The 19,690-nt window shown below is 48.6% G+C and carries 19 protein-coding genes and 1 tRNA gene; 16 read left to right on the plus strand and 4 right to left on the minus strand.

What is annotated here, in order from left to right; translation table 11 throughout:
* The first annotated feature begins 9 nt into the window (after positions 1–9).
* The 5 genes from VJ579_04205 to VJ579_04225 all read left to right on the plus strand — a co-directional run bounded on the left by VJ579_04205 (position 10) and on the right by VJ579_04225 (position 5,058).
* The gene (locus VJ579_04205; protein ID HXK38240.1) at positions 10–888 is read left to right on the plus strand and encodes a UTP--glucose-1-phosphate uridylyltransferase; all 879 of its coding nucleotides are present in this window, start codon (positions 10–12) and stop codon (positions 886–888) included.
* Between the two features lie 253 nt (positions 889–1,141).
* Positions 1,142–1,843 carry a UMP kinase gene (gene pyrH / locus VJ579_04210; GenBank protein ID HXK38241.1) on the plus strand — a complete coding sequence of 234 codons (702 nt, stop codon included), beginning with the start codon at positions 1,142–1,144 and terminating at the stop codon, positions 1,841–1,843.
* A gap of 1 nt (position 1,844) precedes the next feature.
* Positions 1,845–2,468: an L-threonylcarbamoyladenylate synthase gene (locus VJ579_04215; GenBank protein HXK38242.1), complete on the plus strand. Its 624-nt coding sequence runs from the start codon at positions 1,845–1,847 to the stop codon at positions 2,466–2,468.
* Positions 2,469–2,560: 92 nt separating this feature from the next.
* A complete protein-coding gene (locus VJ579_04220; GenBank protein ID HXK38243.1) occupies positions 2,561–3,199 on the plus strand; it encodes a hypothetical protein in 639 nt (212 codons plus the stop codon).
* Between the two features lie 62 nt (positions 3,200–3,261).
* On the plus strand, positions 3,262–5,058 hold the full coding sequence (locus VJ579_04225) for an alanine--tRNA ligase (protein HXK38244.1): 1,797 nt from the start codon (positions 3,262–3,264) through the stop codon (positions 5,056–5,058).
* 75 nt (positions 5,059–5,133) lie between these two features.
* Here VJ579_04225 and VJ579_04230 read toward each other — a convergent pair whose 3' ends face one another.
* Positions 5,134–5,856 carry a hypothetical protein gene (locus VJ579_04230; protein HXK38245.1) on the minus strand — a complete coding sequence of 241 codons (723 nt, stop codon included), beginning with the start codon at positions 5,854–5,856 and terminating at the stop codon, positions 5,134–5,136.
* 149 nt (positions 5,857–6,005) lie between these two features.
* Between VJ579_04230 and rpmE the strand changes: the two genes are divergently transcribed.
* The 7 genes from rpmE (at position 6,006) to VJ579_04265 (ending at position 10,075) form a co-directional block, all read left to right on the plus strand.
* Positions 6,006–6,245, plus strand: a complete 240-nt coding sequence (gene rpmE, locus VJ579_04235) for a 50S ribosomal protein L31 (GenBank protein HXK38246.1) — start codon at positions 6,006–6,008, stop codon at positions 6,243–6,245.
* A gap of 166 nt (positions 6,246–6,411) precedes the next feature.
* A complete protein-coding gene (locus VJ579_04240) occupies positions 6,412–7,392 on the plus strand; it encodes a PCRF domain-containing protein (protein HXK38247.1) in 981 nt (326 codons plus the stop codon).
* 153 nt (positions 7,393–7,545) lie between these two features.
* Complete coding sequence (locus tag VJ579_04245; GenBank protein HXK38248.1) at positions 7,546–7,812, plus strand: VF530 family protein; 267 nt, start codon at positions 7,546–7,548, stop codon at positions 7,810–7,812.
* A gap of 166 nt (positions 7,813–7,978) precedes the next feature.
* Positions 7,979–8,671: a 30S ribosomal protein S2 gene (rpsB, locus tag VJ579_04250; GenBank protein ID HXK38249.1), complete on the plus strand. Its 693-nt coding sequence runs from the start codon at positions 7,979–7,981 to the stop codon at positions 8,669–8,671.
* A 166-nt stretch (positions 8,672–8,837) separates the two neighbouring features.
* On the plus strand, positions 8,838–9,437 hold the full coding sequence (gene tsf / locus VJ579_04255) for an elongation factor Ts (GenBank protein ID HXK38250.1): 600 nt from the start codon (positions 8,838–8,840) through the stop codon (positions 9,435–9,437).
* Between the two features lie 51 nt (positions 9,438–9,488).
* On the plus strand, positions 9,489–9,950 hold the full coding sequence (locus tag VJ579_04260) for a hypothetical protein (GenBank protein HXK38251.1): 462 nt from the start codon (positions 9,489–9,491) through the stop codon (positions 9,948–9,950).
* Positions 9,951–9,999: 49 nt separating this feature from the next.
* Positions 10,000–10,075: transfer RNA gene (locus tag VJ579_04265), tRNA-Thr, on the plus strand.
* Positions 10,076–10,339: 264 nt separating this feature from the next.
* Here VJ579_04265 and VJ579_04270 read toward each other — a convergent pair.
* A complete protein-coding gene (locus VJ579_04270; GenBank protein HXK38252.1) occupies positions 10,340–10,918 on the minus strand; it encodes a hypothetical protein in 579 nt (192 codons plus the stop codon).
* 147 nt (positions 10,919–11,065) lie between these two features.
* Positions 11,066–11,524 (minus strand): hypothetical protein, encoded by a 459-nt coding sequence (locus tag VJ579_04275; protein ID HXK38253.1) that lies wholly within the window; start codon positions 11,522–11,524, stop codon positions 11,066–11,068.
* A 127-nt stretch (positions 11,525–11,651) separates the two neighbouring features.
* Between VJ579_04275 and pheS the strand changes: the two genes are divergently transcribed.
* Positions 11,652–12,425: a phenylalanine--tRNA ligase subunit alpha gene (pheS, locus tag VJ579_04280; GenBank protein HXK38254.1), complete on the plus strand. Its 774-nt coding sequence runs from the start codon at positions 11,652–11,654 to the stop codon at positions 12,423–12,425.
* Between the two features lie 11 nt (positions 12,426–12,436).
* The gene (gene pheT / locus VJ579_04285; protein HXK38255.1) at positions 12,437–14,398 is read left to right on the plus strand and encodes a phenylalanine--tRNA ligase subunit beta; all 1,962 of its coding nucleotides are present in this window, start codon (positions 12,437–12,439) and stop codon (positions 14,396–14,398) included.
* Positions 14,399–14,441: 43 nt separating this feature from the next.
* Here pheT and VJ579_04290 read toward each other — a convergent pair whose 3' ends face one another.
* Positions 14,442–14,762, minus strand: a complete 321-nt coding sequence (locus VJ579_04290; GenBank protein HXK38256.1) for a hypothetical protein — start codon at positions 14,760–14,762, stop codon at positions 14,442–14,444.
* A 206-nt stretch (positions 14,763–14,968) separates the two neighbouring features.
* On the opposite strand from VJ579_04290, the gene VJ579_04295 reads away from it, so the two are divergent.
* A complete protein-coding gene (locus tag VJ579_04295; GenBank protein HXK38257.1) occupies positions 14,969–17,032 on the plus strand; it encodes a DNA gyrase subunit B in 2,064 nt (687 codons plus the stop codon).
* A 760-nt stretch (positions 17,033–17,792) separates the two neighbouring features.
* Positions 17,793–19,688: a hypothetical protein gene (locus tag VJ579_04300; GenBank protein ID HXK38258.1), complete on the plus strand. Its 1,896-nt coding sequence runs from the start codon at positions 17,793–17,795 to the stop codon at positions 19,686–19,688.
* Positions 19,689–19,690 lie beyond the last annotated feature (2 nt).

Raw genomic sequence — 19,690 nt, forward strand, 5'->3', positions numbered from 1 at the left:
GGGAACATCATGAACTCAGAACAACGCATCACAAAGGCAGTCATTGCCGCTGCGGGTATCGGTTCGCGCATGCTCCCTGCCACTAAAGCAATTCCGAAGGAGATGCTCACGATCGTTGATCGTCCCGTGATCCAACTCATTGTTGAAGAGCTTGTTGCTGCAGGTATCACCGATATTCTGTTTGTGACCAGTCCAGGAAAGAATGCCATCAAGGAGCACTTCGATCCCGCTCTCGAGCTCGAGGAATCGCTTGCGCAGTCGGGAAAGCATTCCCTGCGTGATGCGCTCCACGAGCTCTCCGCACTAGCTAATTTTTCATACATGTTGCAAAGCGGGCCATATGGTAATGGCACGCCAGTGCTCTGTGCGGAATCTTTTGTCGCGGGTGAACCATTCATCTATGTATGGCCTGACGATCTCGTGCTTTCGAAGACGCCATTCACGAAGCAGTTGATCAGTCGTTACCAGAAGACGGGTTGCCCGGTTATTGGTGTTGATGAGGTCCCTTACGAGGAAGTACATCGATATGGAGTCGTTGATCTTGATCCGCACACGGGTTCTATTCGTCGGGTGGTGGAGAAGCCTGCACGTGAAGATGCGCCGTCGAATCTTGTCCAATTTGGCAGGATGGTACTGACACGGGATATCATTGATATCCTCAAGGAAACTGCGCTGGGGAAGGGGAATGAGTTATGGCTCACCGACGCCATTGCGGCACATGTAGCTCGTGGGAATGTATTCCTTGCGGAACGTATTCCCGATGGCAAGTGGCTTACCACGGGTGATCCATTGAATAATCTCAAGGCTCTGGTTGAGCATGCACTTGTGGCCCCTGAGGTGTCGGAGAGTTTCAGGGCATACCTTCGTGATAGGCTTCAACGCGATTAATTGTGGGACATCTTAATACTGCTTCTTTTCTTAGCGCTTTGCGTGGAGAGAGGAGTAGTATTTTTTATATTTATCCTTGAATTGATTGCGATGCGTATGAGTGGAGCATACCGAAGGTACGTAAGGGTGTATGGGATTGTAAAAAGTATATATCTAGAGCCAGATATTTAAGTTAGTCAGAAATTTAATGTGGATAAAGTTATATACATAAATGAAAGTGGTGCTATAATTACATATGAAGTATAGTTGTAATATGTCACGTATCTTATTAAAACTCTCGGGTGAGGCACTTTCAGGTAAAAGTGAGGGTACCCTCTATGATCAGTCTGTTTTGCAAGATATGGTAGCGGCGGTGCGTTCATTATGTGCAGCGCATAATGAAGTCATGATTGTGCTCGGTGGGGGAAACCTTTTCCGTGGCGCTACACTTTCGTCGCAGTTACAACTTGAGCGCTCGACTGCTGATTATATTGGAATGCTCGCGACGATTCAAAATGCACTTGTTGTGCGGGACTATTTTCTTGCGAATGGGATCGATGCGCGTGTCGCTTCTGCGATTGCAATGCCACAAGTGTGTGAGGCCTATATTCCAAAGCGTATTGCGCGACACATGGAGAAAGGGAGAGTTATTATCTTTGCGGCAGGACTTGGCGTGCCTTACTTTACGACAGATACGACTGCTGTACAGCGAGCACTTGAGCTTGCGGCTACAGAAGTAATATTTGTAAAGAACGGTATCGATGCATTGTATGATGCTGATCCGCGCTTGCATTCCGACGCAAAACGAATTGTAAAGATCAGCGCTACTGACGTTGTGCGAGAGGGTTTGCGTGCACTCGATCTTTCGGCGGTTGCGCTCGCACGCGATAATAAGTTAAGTCTTCGTGTTATAGGTATGAGCGACCTTTCTCGCGCGCTCGATACGACCATCGGTTCGATCATCACCCCTGAGTAATATGGCCAATAAGCGTCAAAACATTATAAACAATGCGAATGAGTCACCGTCTGCGCCAGAGGCTGATTTGCATACGCTTGACGCTTACTCTATGTCCGCGCATCTTCGTAATGGTGCAGTGGGCATACTTGCCACCGATACACTTTACGGGCTTGTTGGCTCGGCATTTTTCCCTGATGTAGTCGCGCGCATTTTTCAGCTCAAGAGGCGCAATATAAACAAACCGGTCATTGTACTTGTGTCCGATGTGGAGCAGATGAAATATTTCGGCATTGAATTAACCAGAGAAGTACTGCGTGCGCTACAGACATACTGGCCTGGTAGGTATTCTATCGTATTGCCTACAACGGAAAATGCTCGTTTCGACTATTTGACTCGAGGTACAGGTACGATTGCTTTTCGAATGCCCGATCGTGCGGATCTCTTTGAGCTTTTAGATCTTGCGGGTCCTATTGTTGCTCCATCTGCAAACATTGAAGGGAAACCCCCAGCCACAACTATCGAAGAGGCACGTGCATATTTTGGAGACGAAGTTGACTTCTATGCAGATGCAGGGAAGGTTGAGGGTAAAGCAAGTACAGTGATAACGTTTGAGGAAGGACAAGTAAAATATCTCCGCGACTGACCACAAGGGTATCATAAGGAACCGTTGTGGTTTTTATTGCTGGGTATATGTTTGTATGCTAAAAATAGAGTAGGGTAGGAGAGGAGGTTTCGATGGACGAGAAAGCGACCACCGAACAGATCATCAGAGAATTGGAAGCATATCGAGTGAAGCAGCGAGCCGAGGTTAAGGAGCTTCGCAATAAGTTACAAATGACTTATGTGGAATTGAGGGAAAAGAGATTCTCTGCTTCAATGCGGGCGTGCAGGAGACTTGATTCGCTTCTGCGAAAAGAAACACAGGTTGTTGAGGGTGCCTTGCTGCAGTTTGCTGAAAAAACAAAGGAGCAGTCCCTCACGTCCATCGGTCCGGTGACACTGGTAAAGCTTGTCGAGTTGGTTAAGGCAATCGATGATCATATTGCACTGCAGGGGAAAATTCCGGGCATCGTGAAGAAAGAGGGGCAGTACCAATTGCGCTTCCCCCGTGCATACGATATCCTTCTTGGGAATCGCGCCTTGCTTGAACACATGCTTAGAGTTGTTGAGCGAGACACTGTTGCTCATGCAACCATGGAACTTGTGACTAGGTTGCATGAAGTCAATATGATTGTGCCGCAGCTTCCACAGGGTAATCGGCGCAAAGAGCTCGCAGACTATAAGCTCGCATTTAAGAATATCGGTATCTTTATACGTTTCGTGAAGAAGACCCATAAAATATTTTGTACTATATATCCCGATGAGGGAATGTGAATCACAGGCGCTTCGGCGCCTGTTTTTGTTGCTTTTTCAAGCCTGCCCGCTATAATCATAGGATGTTAGATTCGAACACCATCCGAGCTCGTTTTTTGGACTTTTTCCGTGAACGAGGCCACGCTATTATTCCATCCGCATCGCTTGTCCCCGAGAATGACCCCTCAGTGCTTTTCAATACTGCAGGCATGCAGCCTTTAGTGCCATACCTTCTTGGTGAGCCGCACCCACAAGGGAAGCGTATCGCAGATAGTCAAAAGTGTGTACGTACAGTGGACATCGATGAGATCGGCGATAATACGCACGCGACATTTTTTGAAATGCTTGGAAACTGGTCACTCGGTGATTATTTCAAGACTGAGATGATTGGTTGGAGTTTTGAATTTCTCACGAGCAAGGAGAAGGGACTTGCACTTGATCCAAAGCGTCTTTATGTCACGGTCTTTGGTGGAAATAGCGATGCGCCTCGCGACGATGAGGCACGTGCGCTATGGCAGAAGTATTTCGAGGGAGCAGGAATAAACCCAGATGGGCATATCTTCTATATGACCACAACTCCAACGGGCAAGGAACCAAATTGGTGGAGTCCAGGAGATAATGGTCCGTGTGGTCCGGATTCTGAGATGTTCTACAACGTATCGGAGAAAGATCTTGGTGATATGACACTTGAGGAATTCATGGCCGCAGATGAGCGTCAGGACATCGTTGAGATTTGGAATGATGTGTTCATGGAGTATGAGAAGAAAGATGGAAAAGTGATCGGTAAACTCGCAAAGCAGAATGTCGATACTGGTTCAGGTCTTGAGCGTGTACTCATGGTCGTACAGGGGAAGAATAATATCTTCGCGACCGATGTATTCGTGCCGATCATGGAGTATACACGTACGATCTCAGCAGATGAGCGTAGCGCACGCATCATCGCAGATCATATGCGTACCGCAGTCTTTCTTATTGGGGATGGTGTGCGTCCGGGAAGCGCTGATCAGGGTTATGTGCTCCGTCGCCTCATTCGTCGCGCGGTACTCCGCGCAAGCGGAAAGAAGCTCGCGCGCGATGCTATCGTGCAGATTGTCGGTATCATCGCTGCGAAATATGCAGGCGTGTATGAGAATATTGCTGTACAACAGGATAAGATTATCAACATCATCGATGATGAAGCAGTGAAGTTCGAGCGTTCTGTAGAACAGGGTCTCAAGAAGTTCGAACGCCTTGCTCCGCAGGGAGCGATTTCAGGCAAAGAAGCTTTTGATCTCTATCAGTCCTATGGTTTTCCTGCGGAAATCACTCTTGAGCTTGCAGGAGAACGCAATATTAAGGTTGATATGGAAGGGTATCAGGTAGAGCTTGCCGCACATCAAACGAAGTCGCGCGAGGGTGCAGAGCAGAAGTTCAAGGGAGGACTTGCCGATCACGGTGAGATGTCGGTGAAATACCACACGGCAACGCACTTGCTCCATAAGGCACTCCATATGGTGCTTGGAGAGACCGCACTCCAGAAGGGCTCTAATATCACTGCAGAGCGTCTGCGTTTCGACTTTGCGCATCCACAGAAGATGACTCCTGAGGAAATCAAACGTACTGAAGATATCGTGAATGACATCATTGCGAAGGATCTTCCGGTGACCTATGAAGATCTTCCTAAGGAGGAAGCGGAAGCACGTGGTGCACGTGGTCTCTTTGGAGATAAGTATGGTGACATCGTTCGCGTCTATGAAATAGGTAAGGGTGATGCACGCTTTTCGATTGAGTTCTGTGGTGGTCCTCATGTGGAGCACACCGGAGTCTTGGGTCATTTCAAGATCATGAAGGAGGAGGCATCATCGAGTGGAATACGCCGCATCAAGGCGATACTTGAGTAAAACACAACATTTGTTGTGTTTTTCATTGCAAGGAAAAGCGCCCGACATGTTGTCGGGCGCGAATGATGCAATGTGTTAAAGCGCGGCGCGGATGCCAAGGCCAACGTTCACTTGGCGAGCGATAAGAAAATCGAGGTAGTCGAACTTCTCAGCGTAGCCATAGAGCGCGAAGCGTTTGGAGAGATTTATACCGAAGCGGAGACTTCCACCAAAATATTTCTTCGTCTTATCTCCACGCTCGGGATTTCCGAAGGTTGCGTTGAACTTCAGCGTGCCGAAGTATTTGTCCCCCTCGTAATCATACGAGAGCGTTGTGCTCGCTACTGGGGTGCGTCTGAACTCACGGAAGCACGCAATCTTGAACAAGTGTTCTCTGTGCTCGTGGTAGGCGAGTCCGAGTGTTCCGCCGAAGTTGTTCATCGGTTGGGTTCCAGAATACTCCAGGGTGGAGCGCTGCCCGGACACACCGATGAAGGGTGACCAGCTGCTGCTTTTGTCGTGATATTTGTACTGGAGGCGGATGCCCGCAGTGCCACCATCGACATAGGAATAGGTGCTTCCTGAGAAGCCATACTCTTTCACACAATTGAGTTCTACGTATTTCCGTAGCGATGACATGGTGTATATCGCATTGATATGCTCAAAGCCGAACGTGAAGGCACGCTGGGTTGACTGACCGTCAAGGCTACTCGGCGCACCGCGAAGATTCGTGGAGCCTGCCTGGAGACTGAGGTGAACTTTTGGTTCATTCGCAGTGAGTACGAATACGGAAATGAAGAATGCGATGACTGTGCGCATGTTGTTCTCCGGGGACAGTGTAGGGGGGAGTTAAGGAACAGATTACATAAGTGATACAGTGGAAATAGCGCCCTGTCAATCGTCCTATATAGCCTTTACTTGGGCCCTCTCTTGCCTTTTTGTGGTCATTATGTTAAAGTAGCCACACTATGAAGACGGATATCCACCCAAAGTACTTCGAGCAGGCAAAGGTAACTTGTGCTTGTGGCGCAGAGTTTACTGTTGGTTCAGCGCAAAAGGAGCTCAACATTGAAATCTGTTCTCAGTGCCATCCACTTTTCACCGGCCAGGAGAAGGTGATGGATACTGCAGGCCGCATGGAGAAGTTCAAGGCTCGCGTTGCAGCAACTGCAGCGAAGACAGCCGCTAAGAAGGCAACAAAGAAATAAAACTGCATATTTGGGCGCATCTGGCCCCGCTTCGGCTTGCGACTCGCTCACCGTACCAACGTACGGCTCGCTAGAGTTCGCAACCCTCCAGCGGGACCATCTGCATCCCAAATCTGCAGTTTTTGTTTTATACTTGTATTGTGCTCACGGCTCATGACTGCTTAATATGGACTACGATCTCACAAAATTCAAAGACGACTATCGCACGAAATATCTCGCTGAGGATTTCGAGCGCATGCAAAAAGAACGCGCCGAGCTTGACGCGCTGCTTTCTGATCCTGATATGGCAGAAATGGCCCGAGATGACGCTACTGCGCTTGATGCTGCAATGGCAGAGCAGTACGCTCGCCTCGAGAAGATCTTGAAGGATGCCGAAGAAGAAGAGGAGAAGCCACGCGAGATTGTGCTCGAAGTACGAGCCGGAGTGGGTGGTGAAGAGGCTGCAATCTTTGCGGAGGATCTTGCGCTCATGTACCAGGCATTCGCAAAAGCACGAAGCTGGCGATTTGAAGTTGTCGATGAGAGCCGTGCAGAAATGGGTGGCTACAAGGAGGCGAGCTTCGAAATCACGGGAACTGATGCCTTTGATCTACTTCGTTATGAGACTGGTGTTCATCGCGTACAGCGTATCCCTGCAACAGAGAAGCAAGGGCGTGTGCATACATCAACGGCTTCGGTATCGGTCCTTCCTATTCGCAAGAAGTCGAAGGTGGTCATCAATCCTGCTGATGTGGAAATGCAATTTACCCGTGCAGGTGGTGCGGGTGGACAGAATGTGAACAAGGTTGAGACCGCAGTGCACCTTTTCCATAAGCCAACAGGTATTCACGTCCACTGTGCCGTGGAGCGTTCACAGCTCAAGAACCGTGAGAAGGCATTTACCATTCTCGCCGCAAAGGTGGAGCAGCTTGAGGATGAGAAGAACGCTGCGAAGAATGCAGAGATTCGCGCGATGGGGGGAACAGGCGATCGCTCTGAAAAGATCCGTACGTATAACGTGCTTCAGGATCGTGTGACGGATCACCGTATCAAGGAGTCGTGGCACGGTATTGAAGCCATTCTCGCAGGTGATATTTCTCGAATCGTTGAGACAGTACGAGACCGCGCACAGGCGGGGACCTTGGGTTCTGGTGATGACGAAGACTAAAATGGACGCGCATATTTTGGCGAATTTACCCCTACTTCGTCGAACGACTCAGTCAATGGGCACGAGCCCATCTCCTTCGAGTTCGTTCGACTCCAGCAGGGGGTAACTGCGCACAAAATCTGCGGTCCAGGTAATGTGTTAATTTTTCCTTACATGCGAACTAACCATAACGAAATCTTCCATGGCGTGACCCTCCAGATGATTCTGGAGTTCTTGGTTGCACGCTACGGCTGGGAAGAGCTCGACAAGCGCATGCGTATCAACTGTTTTGCAATCAATCCAAGCATCAAATCGAGCCTTGTATTCCTCCGTCGTACCCCTTGGGCGCGAGCAAAAGTCGAGGATCTCTATGAAGAGACTGTTGTCATGGATGCACGCGACAAGAAGCAGGGGATCGAGCCTGGAGCAAAGCGATTCTAGAAAACACCATTCTTGTGGTGTTTTTTTGTTGAAAACACAAAACTATACAATGAAATAGGAGAATTTCAATGTTTTTGCAGACTTATTTTGGGCGAAAAAATGTTGCAAAACCTCAATAAACGTGTTAGTGTTACTCCATTATTAAGAAAACAATAGAGGAAAGAATATGTCAGAAAATACCGTAATTGATGCTTTGTTTAATGCCGGTGCGCACATTGGATATGGGCGCCCTCGCCGCCATGCCTCTGTGCGCTCACAATTGTTTGGCGCAAAGAATGGCGTAGACATCATCGATCTTACAAAGACCGCAAAGCAGCTCGAGGCTGCAAGCTCAGCAGTCCGTGAACTCGGAAAGCAGGGCAAGATGGTGCTTTTTGTTGGTGCAAAGAAGGAGATCGCAGATCTCGTCGTTGATGCCGCAACAGCCGTTACTATGCCTTTTGTTGCAAGCCGCTGGCTTGGAGGTACACTCACGAACTTCATTGAGATTAAGAAGCGTATCGCACGCATGAAGAGTCTTACTGAGCAGTTTGCAAAGGGTGATCTTGTACAGAAGTACACAAAGAAGGAGCGTCTTATGCTTGAGCGCGAGCTTACTCGTCTCAAGGCAGATTTCGGCGGTATCGCCGCACTTGAGCAGCTTCCTGCAGCACTCATCGTCGTTGACGCACGTGCTGAGGAGATCGCAGTAACCGAGGCAATCAAGCTTCGTATTCCTGTTATCGCACTTGCAAACACAGACAACAACATCTCAAAGATCACGTTCCCTGTGCTCGCAAATGATTCAGCTCGTGAGAGCGTGAAGTACTTCCTTGATACGGTGGCTACATCGTTGAAAGCCGGCATCGCCCAGAAGTAAGAACGCCCCTTCGGGGACCAGGCGTTCTTGCCCGTAGATGTCGCGCCACCGCGCGTCACATCAACTCGAGGAACTGCTTCGCATTTCCTCTTTCGGGTAGCTTTGAACGTCACATTAATTAGATCTTTTGAAGTGACTTTGTCATTTCTTGATAAAATATATTCCTATGGAAATCAGCATGGACATGGTGAAGCAGTTGCGTGATGAGACGAATGTCGCAATCATGCAGTGCAAGAAGGCGCTCGAGGATGCGGGCGGTGATATGGAGAAGGCACGTATTGCGCTCCGTAAGAAGTCAGCAGAGATTGCAACGAAGAAGGCAGACCGTACCCTCGGTTCTGGTGTCGTCGCTGCATACATTCACGGCAATTCAACAGTCGGCGCAATGGTAGAGCTTAACTGTGAGACAGACTTCGTTGCAAAGAACGAGGACTTCAAGCAGCTTGCTTACGATATCGCGATGCACATCGCAGCTGTCGCTCCAAAGTACCGTGTTGAGGAGGATATCCCAGAGTCTGACCGCGCAAAGGCTATCGAGTTCTTCAAAGAGGAAGTTGATAAGCAGATGGCGGGAAAGCCAGAGGAGATCAAGCAGAAAGCGCTTGATGGAAAGATCTCAGCATTCTTCGCAGAGCAGGTTGTCATGAAGCAGCCATACGTCAAGAACCCAGACATTACGATTGCACAACTCATCGAGGGTGCGGTTCAGAAGTTTGGAGAGAAGACGGAGTTGGCACGCTTCTCACGTTTCGTAGTCGGTAAGTAATTTCCCAAAGGGAAATTACTTCCGCGGATGTCTCGCTTGTCGAGTCAACATATGATACTTCTTATCACAATTTGGGGGCTAGCACTGCTTGTTGTGCTTGGCGCACTTGGCGCTGCATTTTTCGGAGTGCAATCGCAGGCAGGGCAACGCTCGCGCGGTATACCTGCAACTTGGTGGGATATGTACATTTTGACCTACCAAGATTTCATGCGTGCACTTGTAGACCTATGGCACGATTTCATGCCATATGTACATAATGCAACGACGCATGTACTCTCACGAGTACTTGCATGGCGTGATCGCACCTATGCGAAGCTCTTCGGGTATCCTGCAGTGCCTCATGGTGGTGTCGTGTCATTTTTCTTGAAGAGAATAGTGGAGCATAAAGAAGAGTTTCGTCAGAAGGTCGCTCATCGTAGGGCAGTGTATGAACCCCTCCTCGACAGAAAGCCAAGATCATCGTTTGCTGATATGCGACCCGATCATAAGGCTGATGAGCATTCGACAAAATAAACTTTTTCGGTTATATTGTATCGGCATTCAACTGAATGTCGATACCACTGCCACCTTAGCTCAGTTGGTAGAGCAACGGTTTTGTAAACCGTAGGTCGTCAGTTCAAGCCTGACAGGTGGCTCCAAAAACATAAAACCCCCCAATGCGGGGGTTTTTGTTTTTGGGCCACCTGTCAGGCTTGAACGCGGAGGGGTCGGGAGGGGACTCCCTCTCCCGCGAAGGAGAGCAGGAATTCCCTTTGTTGCGGCAACAAAAGGAATTCCGTCGAGAACCGTGGGTTCTCGAGGAGCAGGGCCGTGCGGGGCCCCTCTGGGGTGCGCGGCATCGCGACGTGAAAGTCCTGCAGCTGTATTAAAAAGCACCCCTCCTGGGGTGCTGTATTTTTTTCCTACACCGGTATCGCATCCTTATGCTCCGGCTCGAACTCTACCCATTCTCCATGCTTCTTCACGAGCATCTCCTTGATTTCCTTTCGGAATTCGAGTCCATGCATCTTGAATGCATCGAGGCACATGAGGCTTGCGACTTCGCTGAACTGGCTGCTCGAGACGTGAAGCAGATCGACTGCTTCCTTTATCTCGAATTGCGAAAGTGAGCGGTCGTGGAGCTTTTGCACTGCTGACCGCAGGATGTTGTAGTCCCTGAACCGGCGGGCAACGAGAATGACCTCATCCTTCGTTGCTTTATCGAGATGTTCTCCGCACATCATGATGAGCCTGAAGAAATCCCTTGCCTGAGCTTGGATGATCCAATTGCTGTTGAGCTCGGGGAGCATCAAGAAGCAATCCTTGACGAGTTGTTGATAGGCCCAACTTGGGGCTTCCATTTCGTTGAGGCGTTGTACGGTGTGCTTCGCGAGTGAGAGGGCGTACGGGCTGCTCAGCCCAAGTATTCCCTTGATATCGAAAGCAAGATGCGTCGCGAGTGGCATGAGTCCACTACTGTTTGCGCGAAGAGGGCTACTCATGAGGGCTCCTTATGGTGTGGGGTTGATGAAAGAGCAAGTTGTTTCGGAGAAATACCTTAACACATATTGTGTATTATGGCAATTCAAGAAAGACGCTGAAATAAAAAAGTAGCGCGAATTTCTCGCGCCACTTATTGGTGAAAATTATTAGCGTTTTTTCAGCGGCACAACTGACTTGATGTGTGCTCGTCCGGAGATTCTCCCAATGACATACACAACTCGAATCTGCTTGCCGGGTGACAAGAAACGAAAGTCGTTGATGTCCGTCGTGAAAGTGAATTCATTTTCCCCCATATTGAAAGCAAGGAAGCATTCCTCACTTGAATACATGAAGGGGAAGAATCCAAATTTCTCTGTGCGTTTCTCTCGGTGGGTCACCTTGGACTCAACGTTCACTTTTGCGCAGAACCATGAGTCGAGTGCCTCGTAGACCCAATTCACGAATGCCGCGACTGCAGCCAGTGCGAGGAAAACGACGCAGAGCATCACTGCGAGAATGCAGATGGCACCGATGCGGTGGGGGATATCAAGACCCGGGGTGAAGATTTCCTTGATGAGAAACCAGATAAAGCCAAAGAATGCAACGAGGCTGTTTCCGCTGTCCATGATGGACTCCTTTTTGGTGGCAATTTGCCAACAAATATAATACCATATAAATTAGTTTTGTCAATGTAAAAATATACAAAAACCCTCATTTTACGCATGTTTCTCCGTGTGATATGATGGATTCACTATGTATTCACGAGAGCAAATCGGCCTTGACGCTACGCTCCCTGGGAAGGGGAATGAGCGCGGGCACATGCATCCAGTATCGATCATGATGCGTGATATCAACAGCATCTTCGGTTCAATGGGTTTTACCATTGCTGATGGTCCAGAAATAGAAACTGAGCACTACAACTTCGACACACTGAATATTCCAAAGGATCATCCTGCGCGCGATATGTGGGATACTTTTTGGCTTTCGGATAGTCGCGGACTCGAGCGCTTGCTCTTACGTACGCATACGTCGCCCGTGCAGATTCGTCACATGGAAAAGCAAGGTGCGCCAATTCGTATTATTGCTCCCGGAAAGGTCTTTCGTTACGAGGCAACCGACGCAACACATGAAGCACAATTCCATCAGTTTGAAGGATTGATGATAGGTAAAGAAGTATCGCTTGCAAACCTCAAGGGTATGCTCGAGCTCTTTTTCGCACGCCTCTTTGGTCGTCCGATGATGGTGCGTTTCCGCCCATCGTACTTTCCATTTACTGAGCCATCAGTGGAGATTGATATCGGTTGGACAGACAGTAAGGGCAAGGTAGAGAAGTGGATCGAGGTGATGGGTGCAGGCATGGTCCATCCTGAGGTGCTCCGTGCAGGCGGCATCGATCCAAATAAGTACCAAGGCTTCGCATTTGGTGGCGGTGTCGATCGTTTCGTTATGCTTAAGTGGGGAATCCCTGATATCCGTACGCTCTACAATGGTGATCTCCGCCTCGTTGATCAGTTCGATACCATCTAATTTTTCTTGTTATGATTATCTCTCGAAAATTACTCCAATCCTATTTCGATAAACCACTGCCAAAGGCAGATGTCATCGCGGCGAAATTGACCGCGCATAGTTTTGAGATTGAAGGAATGGAAGCAAAAGGTGGTGATACGTTGATCGATGTGAAAGTGCTTCCAAATCGTGCACACGACTGTCTTTCACATCGTGGTGTTGCACGTGAAGTTTCTGCGGTGCTCGATTTGCCAATGCGTAAAGAGGTAGTTGTGAAACTCCCAAAGGGTAGTGCGAAGGCACCCAAGATCGATGTACAGATAAGTGATAAGCGCGCATTTCGTTACGCTGCGCTTGTATTGGATAACATTACGGTTGGTCCATCACCAAAGTGGCTCAAGGAGGCGCTGGAGACACTTGGCGCGCGCTCTATCAACAACGTTGTTGATGCAACAAATTATGTACTCTATATGATGGGGCAACCACTCCATGCTTTCGACTACGCAAAGCTCGCAGGCGCAAAGATTGTCGTACGCGGTTCAAAGGAGGGTGAGCAGATCACAACCCTTGATGGGAAGCAGCTCATGCTTGATGTGGGGACGCTCGTCATCGCAGATAAGAACGTTCCACTCGCTATCGCAGGGGTAAAGGGTGGTATGGTGGCAGAGGTGACCAGTGAGACGAAAACTATTGTACTCGAGTCGGCAAACTTTGATGGAGCAACGGTGCGACGTGCGGCGCAGCGCTATAATTTACGCACTGATGCTGCGAAGCGTTTTGAGCAGGGCATGACGCCACACTTTGTTGACGAGGCGCTTGCTATGGTTGCAGGCATTATCATCGATATTGCAGGAGGAAAACAGGTTATTGTCGGTAACCCAGTCATAAAGGGTGCAGCACTCCCAAAGCAGCGCAGTGTGACGGTTTCACTTCTCCAAATCGAGCGTATCGTCGGTGCAAAATACAATGCAGCAGATGTTGCACGTATTTGGAAGCGACTTGGTTTTACTACGAAGGTAAAGGGGAAGGGTACAGAGAGTGTATGGACAATCACTGTCCCACATGAGCGTCTCGACATCACAATGAAGGAAGATCTCGCAGAAGAGGTCTGTCGTCTCGTAGGTCTTGAGGATCTTATTGGAACACTTCCGCTCGAGCCAATGGTCGCTCCGATGCCAAATCCATTTTGGATACTTCGAGATAAGGCACGAGAGGTGATGCTTGCTGCAGGATTCTCAGAAGTATACACCTATTCATTCAATAATCTTGGTGAAGTAGAGTTGCGTAATCCGATGGCTTCTGATCGCAAGACCCTCCGTAATAATTTGTCGCATGGTCTCCGCGAGGCACTTACCGAAAACCTCAAATATCGTGAAGCGGTGCGTATTTTCGAGTTCGGCTCCGTCTTTGGCAAGAATGCTGGTAAAGTAGCCGAGAATCGCTCATTTGCGGCCGCTATAGGCTTCCAGAAGCGCAAGCAGGGCCAGGTAAAGGATGACTTCGTACAACTTAAGGGTCTGCTCGACGCAGTGGCACAGGCCTGTGGATTCTCCGGATTTCGTTATGTTGAAGCGGGTGGAGATGTTGCTGCAGAAATCTATGTCGGGAAGACACTTGTCGGCGTATTCCATGTACAAGGCTTTGAACTTGATTTCGATATGCTCGTTGAGCTCGCAGGTAAGGAGAAGCAGATGCGCTACCGTGCACCAAGCAAGTTCCCATCAATGATCCGTGATGTCGCGCTCTGGGTACCCCAAGAGGTACGTGCAGGGGATATCGATGCAATCATCCGCGGTGCGATGGGTCCACTCGTTACGAACGTTGCACTCTTCGATGTCTTCGAAAAACCCGAAGAGAAGAAAAAGAGTTTTGCATTTCGCATGACACTGCAAAGTGATGAGCGTACGCTCTCTGATGAAGAGGCGAACGTCGTCGCCGAGAAGGTGGTCGCAGCACTTCGTGCTGCGGATGCGCGCTTCGATGTCCGCTCATAGTAATGATAAAAACCAGCTCGCTTGAGCTGGTTTTTTGTCGATGTTAATCGACGAGCACGAATTCGCCCGCGAAGCATTCGTTGCCCGCGACGCGGCACGAGTCGAAGTAGAGGTAGGGCTTCCGGCCTTTCTCGATGGTAATGACCTGCTTGACGATGGGGAAGGCGCGACCATGCAGGTAGATGTACCTTGTATTGATCTCGAGGAAGGTTGCTCCGGATTTTTCATCTTGAACAGCACTAGTTATTTCCCCCTTTATCTTGATCGGGGGAATATCTTTCGCATTCTGCCCGGGTGGAGTGTGCGTCATGGCGGCAAAGAGAAACTTTTTGCCTACCCATGTCATGTAGTCTTTGGTGTCCATAAGACCCCCGTTTTGTGTCTTTGACCACTCTAAACTATTCTTTACATTCGTCAAGTGTTATGGTGCAAAAATAATGTAATTTTGTGGCCTCATTAAGCCACAGATTTAGTTTCGTTGTCCCCATTTTTACATTGTGGTGAGGGGTGAAAAATGCTAAAATAGGGATATATTCTATAAGCGCGTGGAGTTACTCCAAGAACTATTTTATGGCAAAAGCAAAGGAAGAAAAGCAGTATGGTGCAGAGCAAATTCAGGTCCTCGAGGGTCTTGATCCAGTGCGTAAGCGTCCAGGTATGTACATCGGTTCAACGGGGGTTGAAGGTCTCCATCATTTGATTTGGGAGATTTTTGACAACTCTCGCGATGAGGCGATGAATGGTCATTGTAACCGCATAGAAGTTGCGCTGCTCCCGAATAATCAGATTCGCGTCACGGACAATGGGCGTGGAATTCCAACGGGTATTCATCCAAAGACAAAAGTCTCTGCGCTTGAGACGGTCATGACGACACTTCACGCGGGAGGAAAGTTTGGAGGAGAGGGTTCGGGTTATATGGCATCAGGTGGTCTCCATGGCGTGGGAGCATCAGTGGTGAATGCACTTAGTCAGTACACAAAGGTGACTGTTCATCAGAATGGCGGTATTCATATGCAGGAGTATGTGCGCGGAAAGCGCAAAGCTGCGGTGAAGCAAGTGGGCAAGAGTAAAGAGCATGGAACGATTGTGCTCTTTGATGCTGATCCTGAGATCTTTAGTGAGATTGCCTATAATCAAAAAGTGGTCATTGATCGTCTGCGCCAACAGGCATATCTTGTAAAAGCAGTTGAGGTTATCATTCTCGACTACACCAAGTATGAGGGCAAGATCAAGGAGGATGAGTATTTCTTCCTTCGTGACGCTAAGCACAATGTCCCAAGTACGACGTTCTATTTCGAAGGAGGGCTTATCTCGCTGGTGAAGTTCTATAATAAGCATCAGGCGCCGATTCATAAGAATATCTTCTATGTTGGGCGTGACGAAAACAAGGTTTTCGTCGAGGTCGCTTTGCAGTATGTTGATGATATGGCAACCCGTGGTGAAAGTGGATTTGCAAACAATATCTACACGCCAGGAGGTGGTATGCATATTACGGGTTTCCGTACCGCGCTCACCTCAACGCTCAATAAATATGCGAAGGAAAATAAGCTGGTAAAGGAAGGAGATGATTCTTTTTCAGGCGATGATGTCCGTGAAGGTCTCGCGGTCGTTGTTTCAGTCAAAATGCTTGAGATCCAGTTCGAGGGTCAAACAAAGGACAAACTCGGCTCTGTAGAGGCTCGTGGGGCTACAGAGAAGGTCTTTGGAGATGCATTCTCGACCTTCCTTGAGGAACATCCTGATGATGCAAAGGCAATCGTCGGTAAAGTGCTTCTCGCACAGCGTGCTCGCCGCGCTGCTAAGGCAGCGAAGGATTCAGTGCTCCGAAAGGGCGCGCTCGATGGCTTTGCGCTTCCTGGAAAGCTTGCTGACTGTCAGTCGCGTTCTGCTGAGGAGTCAGAGATCTTTATTGTTGAGGGAGACTCCGCAGGTGGTTCTAGCAAGCAGGGTCGCGATCGTCGTACGCAAGCAATTTTGCCACTCAAAGGAAAAATCTTGAATGTTGAGCGTGCACGTCTCGATAAGATGCTTGCCTCGGATGAAGTGCGCGCACTTGTTATTGCGATGGGTACCGCGATCGGTGATACATTCGACATTTCGAAGTTGCGCTATCACAAAATCATCATCGCAACCGATGCTGATGTTGATGGAGAGCATATTCGTACATTGCTGCTTACGCTCTTCTTCCGTCACTTCCGTCCCGTTATCGAAGCTGGTCATATTTACATTGCACAACCGCCACTCTACAAGATTAAGAAGGGTAAGGAGGTGAATTATTTCTACAGTGACGAGCAGAAGTTCAAATATCTTGAATCGCTCGGAATCGCAGTGGAGCCTGAGCCAGAACTCGCAGATGGCGAAGAGCTTCCTCCTGAAGCCGAAGAGGTTGAAGAGGAAGAGGTGAAAGGGAAGTCTCCAAAGATTCACGTACAACGCTACAAGGGTCTTGGAGAGATGAATCCTGAAGAACTTTGGGAGACAACAATGGATCCAAAGAATCGCGTGCTCAAGCAGGTGACGATTGATGATGCAGTGGATGCAGATAAGGTATTTGATTTGTTGATGGGGATTGAGGTGGCACCACGAAAGTCCTTTATACAGTCCAACGCTCGGTACGCAAATATTGATGCATAAAAAAAGAAGAAGCTTTGCTTCTTCTTTTTTTATGCATCAATATTTGCTTACTTTGTGCTGATGATTACAGCGTCGGTCTTTTTGTCGGGATTATGCTCTTTTCATTCCGCTTCGCGCTCAATGTATTTTTATACACCTCGCTTGCGATGCTCATTCCAAAGAGCATGCTGCCGACAAAAATCCTCGACGTTTCATTGAGTGAAAATATATTTTCCGAAAAAACTAAGTACATTTTTTGTTTTCTCTGGTGACTACTCGAAATAAAATTTGTGAAAAATTTAAGAGAGAAATTTCAAATCATAAGTTGGAAAAGTTGCAAGGGTTATATTAAAAAATGCAGATGGGAATGAGGGTGATCGGGGAGAAGGAAAAGAAGGAAAGAGTTAATACAAAAATCGTAATAAAACAAAATATCAAGTACGTCAAGTGTGTGGAGTACATTACTAACGTCAGTGATAGAAATGGCCGTTAAGCCATCTTTTTTGTTAGTGGGGAATACAAGGGGTTTCGGGGAAAAACTGTGGATAACTTTTGCATTTGCAAATGAATAACATGTGGATAAGAAACAAAATAGCGCTCTGTTCCGCGGTAAAATATAGATATAACACTTGCAGGAGTTATCCACACCCACTTGCAACTCGTTATGGAATACACATGGAGGAGTGGCTGCTCCTTTGTGTAAAATTTAATGAAGCACGAACCGGAAAACAGTGTTGTGCATCTTCCTCGGAGTGGCATAAAACCGCCACCAACAAGGATTATGCAACATGTCTCCTCACCGAATGCGAGTGGGGCTGTTCTGCTATCTCAGAGGAAAGCTACTGTATCTGTTGCAGTTCCTCGCACTGCAAACATCCCTGTTTCGCTGCGACCTGCTGATTTGACGCTCCAGAGTTTTTCTGTTACGCGCGCGCGTACGCACGCGCACGCACACGCGCGAAAAGATGAAGGGGCATTGAGGAGGGTACTTGATGCTGCGCTTACTGGTGGTGATGTTCGCATTGCTGCGCTCAAGCCTTCGTCTACGCTTACGCGTTTCTTTGCTTGGCTTCTCATTCCTGCGATGCTCATCACTCCACTTGTTCCTGCGTACGCGAATGAGGCGCCGCTTGCAGACCGTGTTGCAAGTGATGTTGCTGCAATCGTTGCTGATTCAGCAATCGCAGAAAGTGTTACTGAGCCTGCTGGGGCTGTTGCTGCTGTCGCTGAGGTCGCTGAAGCAGATGCGCCAAGTGCGACTACTGGCGAAGTGCAAGTTGATACTCCTCCATCTATCCCAGGTAATGAAACTCCCCTAAGCGAAGAAACAACTGGCGAGAGTTCGGGGACTTCTGGTGACGTAGTCTCTCCTTCAACTCCTGACACCCCGGCAACTGGGGAAGTGGTGACTGTTGGAGAAGATCAGGTGCCTTCTTCGGGTGGCGCAAGTGCAGATGCTGGTGCGCCTGCTGCTACAAACACGCCGAGCGAAGTTATACCCGCAGATAGCGATTCGTCAGTAAACACGCCGAGTGAAGTAATCGTTTCGGATAATGATTCTTCTGCAACAACTTCGACGACAACGATTCCTGTGGATGATTCTACGCAGACTGATTCGATGGCTTCGACCACTGAGGATGGGGTTACGCCGATCTTTGACATTGCACCTGATGAGGTGATGAGCAATGTTGATGCTATTCGTGCACGCTTGCGCAATGAAATGCGCGGACAGCTTCGTGATGAGGTTCGTAATGAGGTGAAGCAGGAGGTGCGACGTGAAGTTGAGGAAGAGGTCTATCGCGGATGTAAAAATCTTGATGGTACTGGCTACTACTGTATTCCTGATGCGAAGAGTTTTGGATCACCGGTTATTGAGAATGAGCGATCGATCGAAGTTGTCGTGCAGCCTGATCCGATTACTGGAAATAAACAGATCTTCTTGGTGCGCGGAGCTAGTACGATACAGCTCACGCATGGAACAGATGATAATGTTTTCCCTGTACTTGATCCACTTTCAGATACGCTTGTATGGCAGTCACTGCAAAGTGGTCGTTGGCAAGTTGCCTTTGCACACTTGAGTGATGTTGGTGTGCCGAAGGTGCAGTATCTCACGAGTGGTGAAAATAATTTTAATCCAAAGATTTATGCGGGCCGCATTGTATGGCAAGCATGGGTTGATGGTAACTGGGAGATATTCACTGCAATGCCGTCGAAAGATAAAATTCCTGATGAAGCACTTTCGGCTGAACATCGCGCCGCAGGTGTGGGTGGTGATTGGCAGGTGAAACGTATCACCGCAAATAGCGCTCCCGACATGTTCCCAACTATTACGGGCGAGACAATCACGTGGCAGGCAGTCGATGGTGGTGTCTGGCAGGTCTTTGCCTATGACATCGCAACGAGTGTTGCGCATCGTGTTTCGAAGCCAGGAGTGAAGAGTGATTCACCGAAGGTTGCGCTTGTTTGGAATGAAGAAGATGCAAATGGTCAGATGCGCATGGTGGGTACGAGTGTCGATGGCTCTGAGTCATTCGATTTCACTGCACTTGCAAGACGTATCGTTGATAATACTAAGGGAGAACCAAAATCTCCTGTTTCGAATACGGAAATCGTTGTGGTTACTCCAGTTGCAGTACGCACGGAGTCTGAGGCTTCATCGACACCTCCCGTGAACTAAAC

It is taken from the genome of Candidatus Paceibacterota bacterium (assembly GCA_035583355.1).
GTDB lineage: Bacteria > Patescibacteriota > Minisyncoccia > Phycocordibacterales > UBA6899 > JAJZQJ01.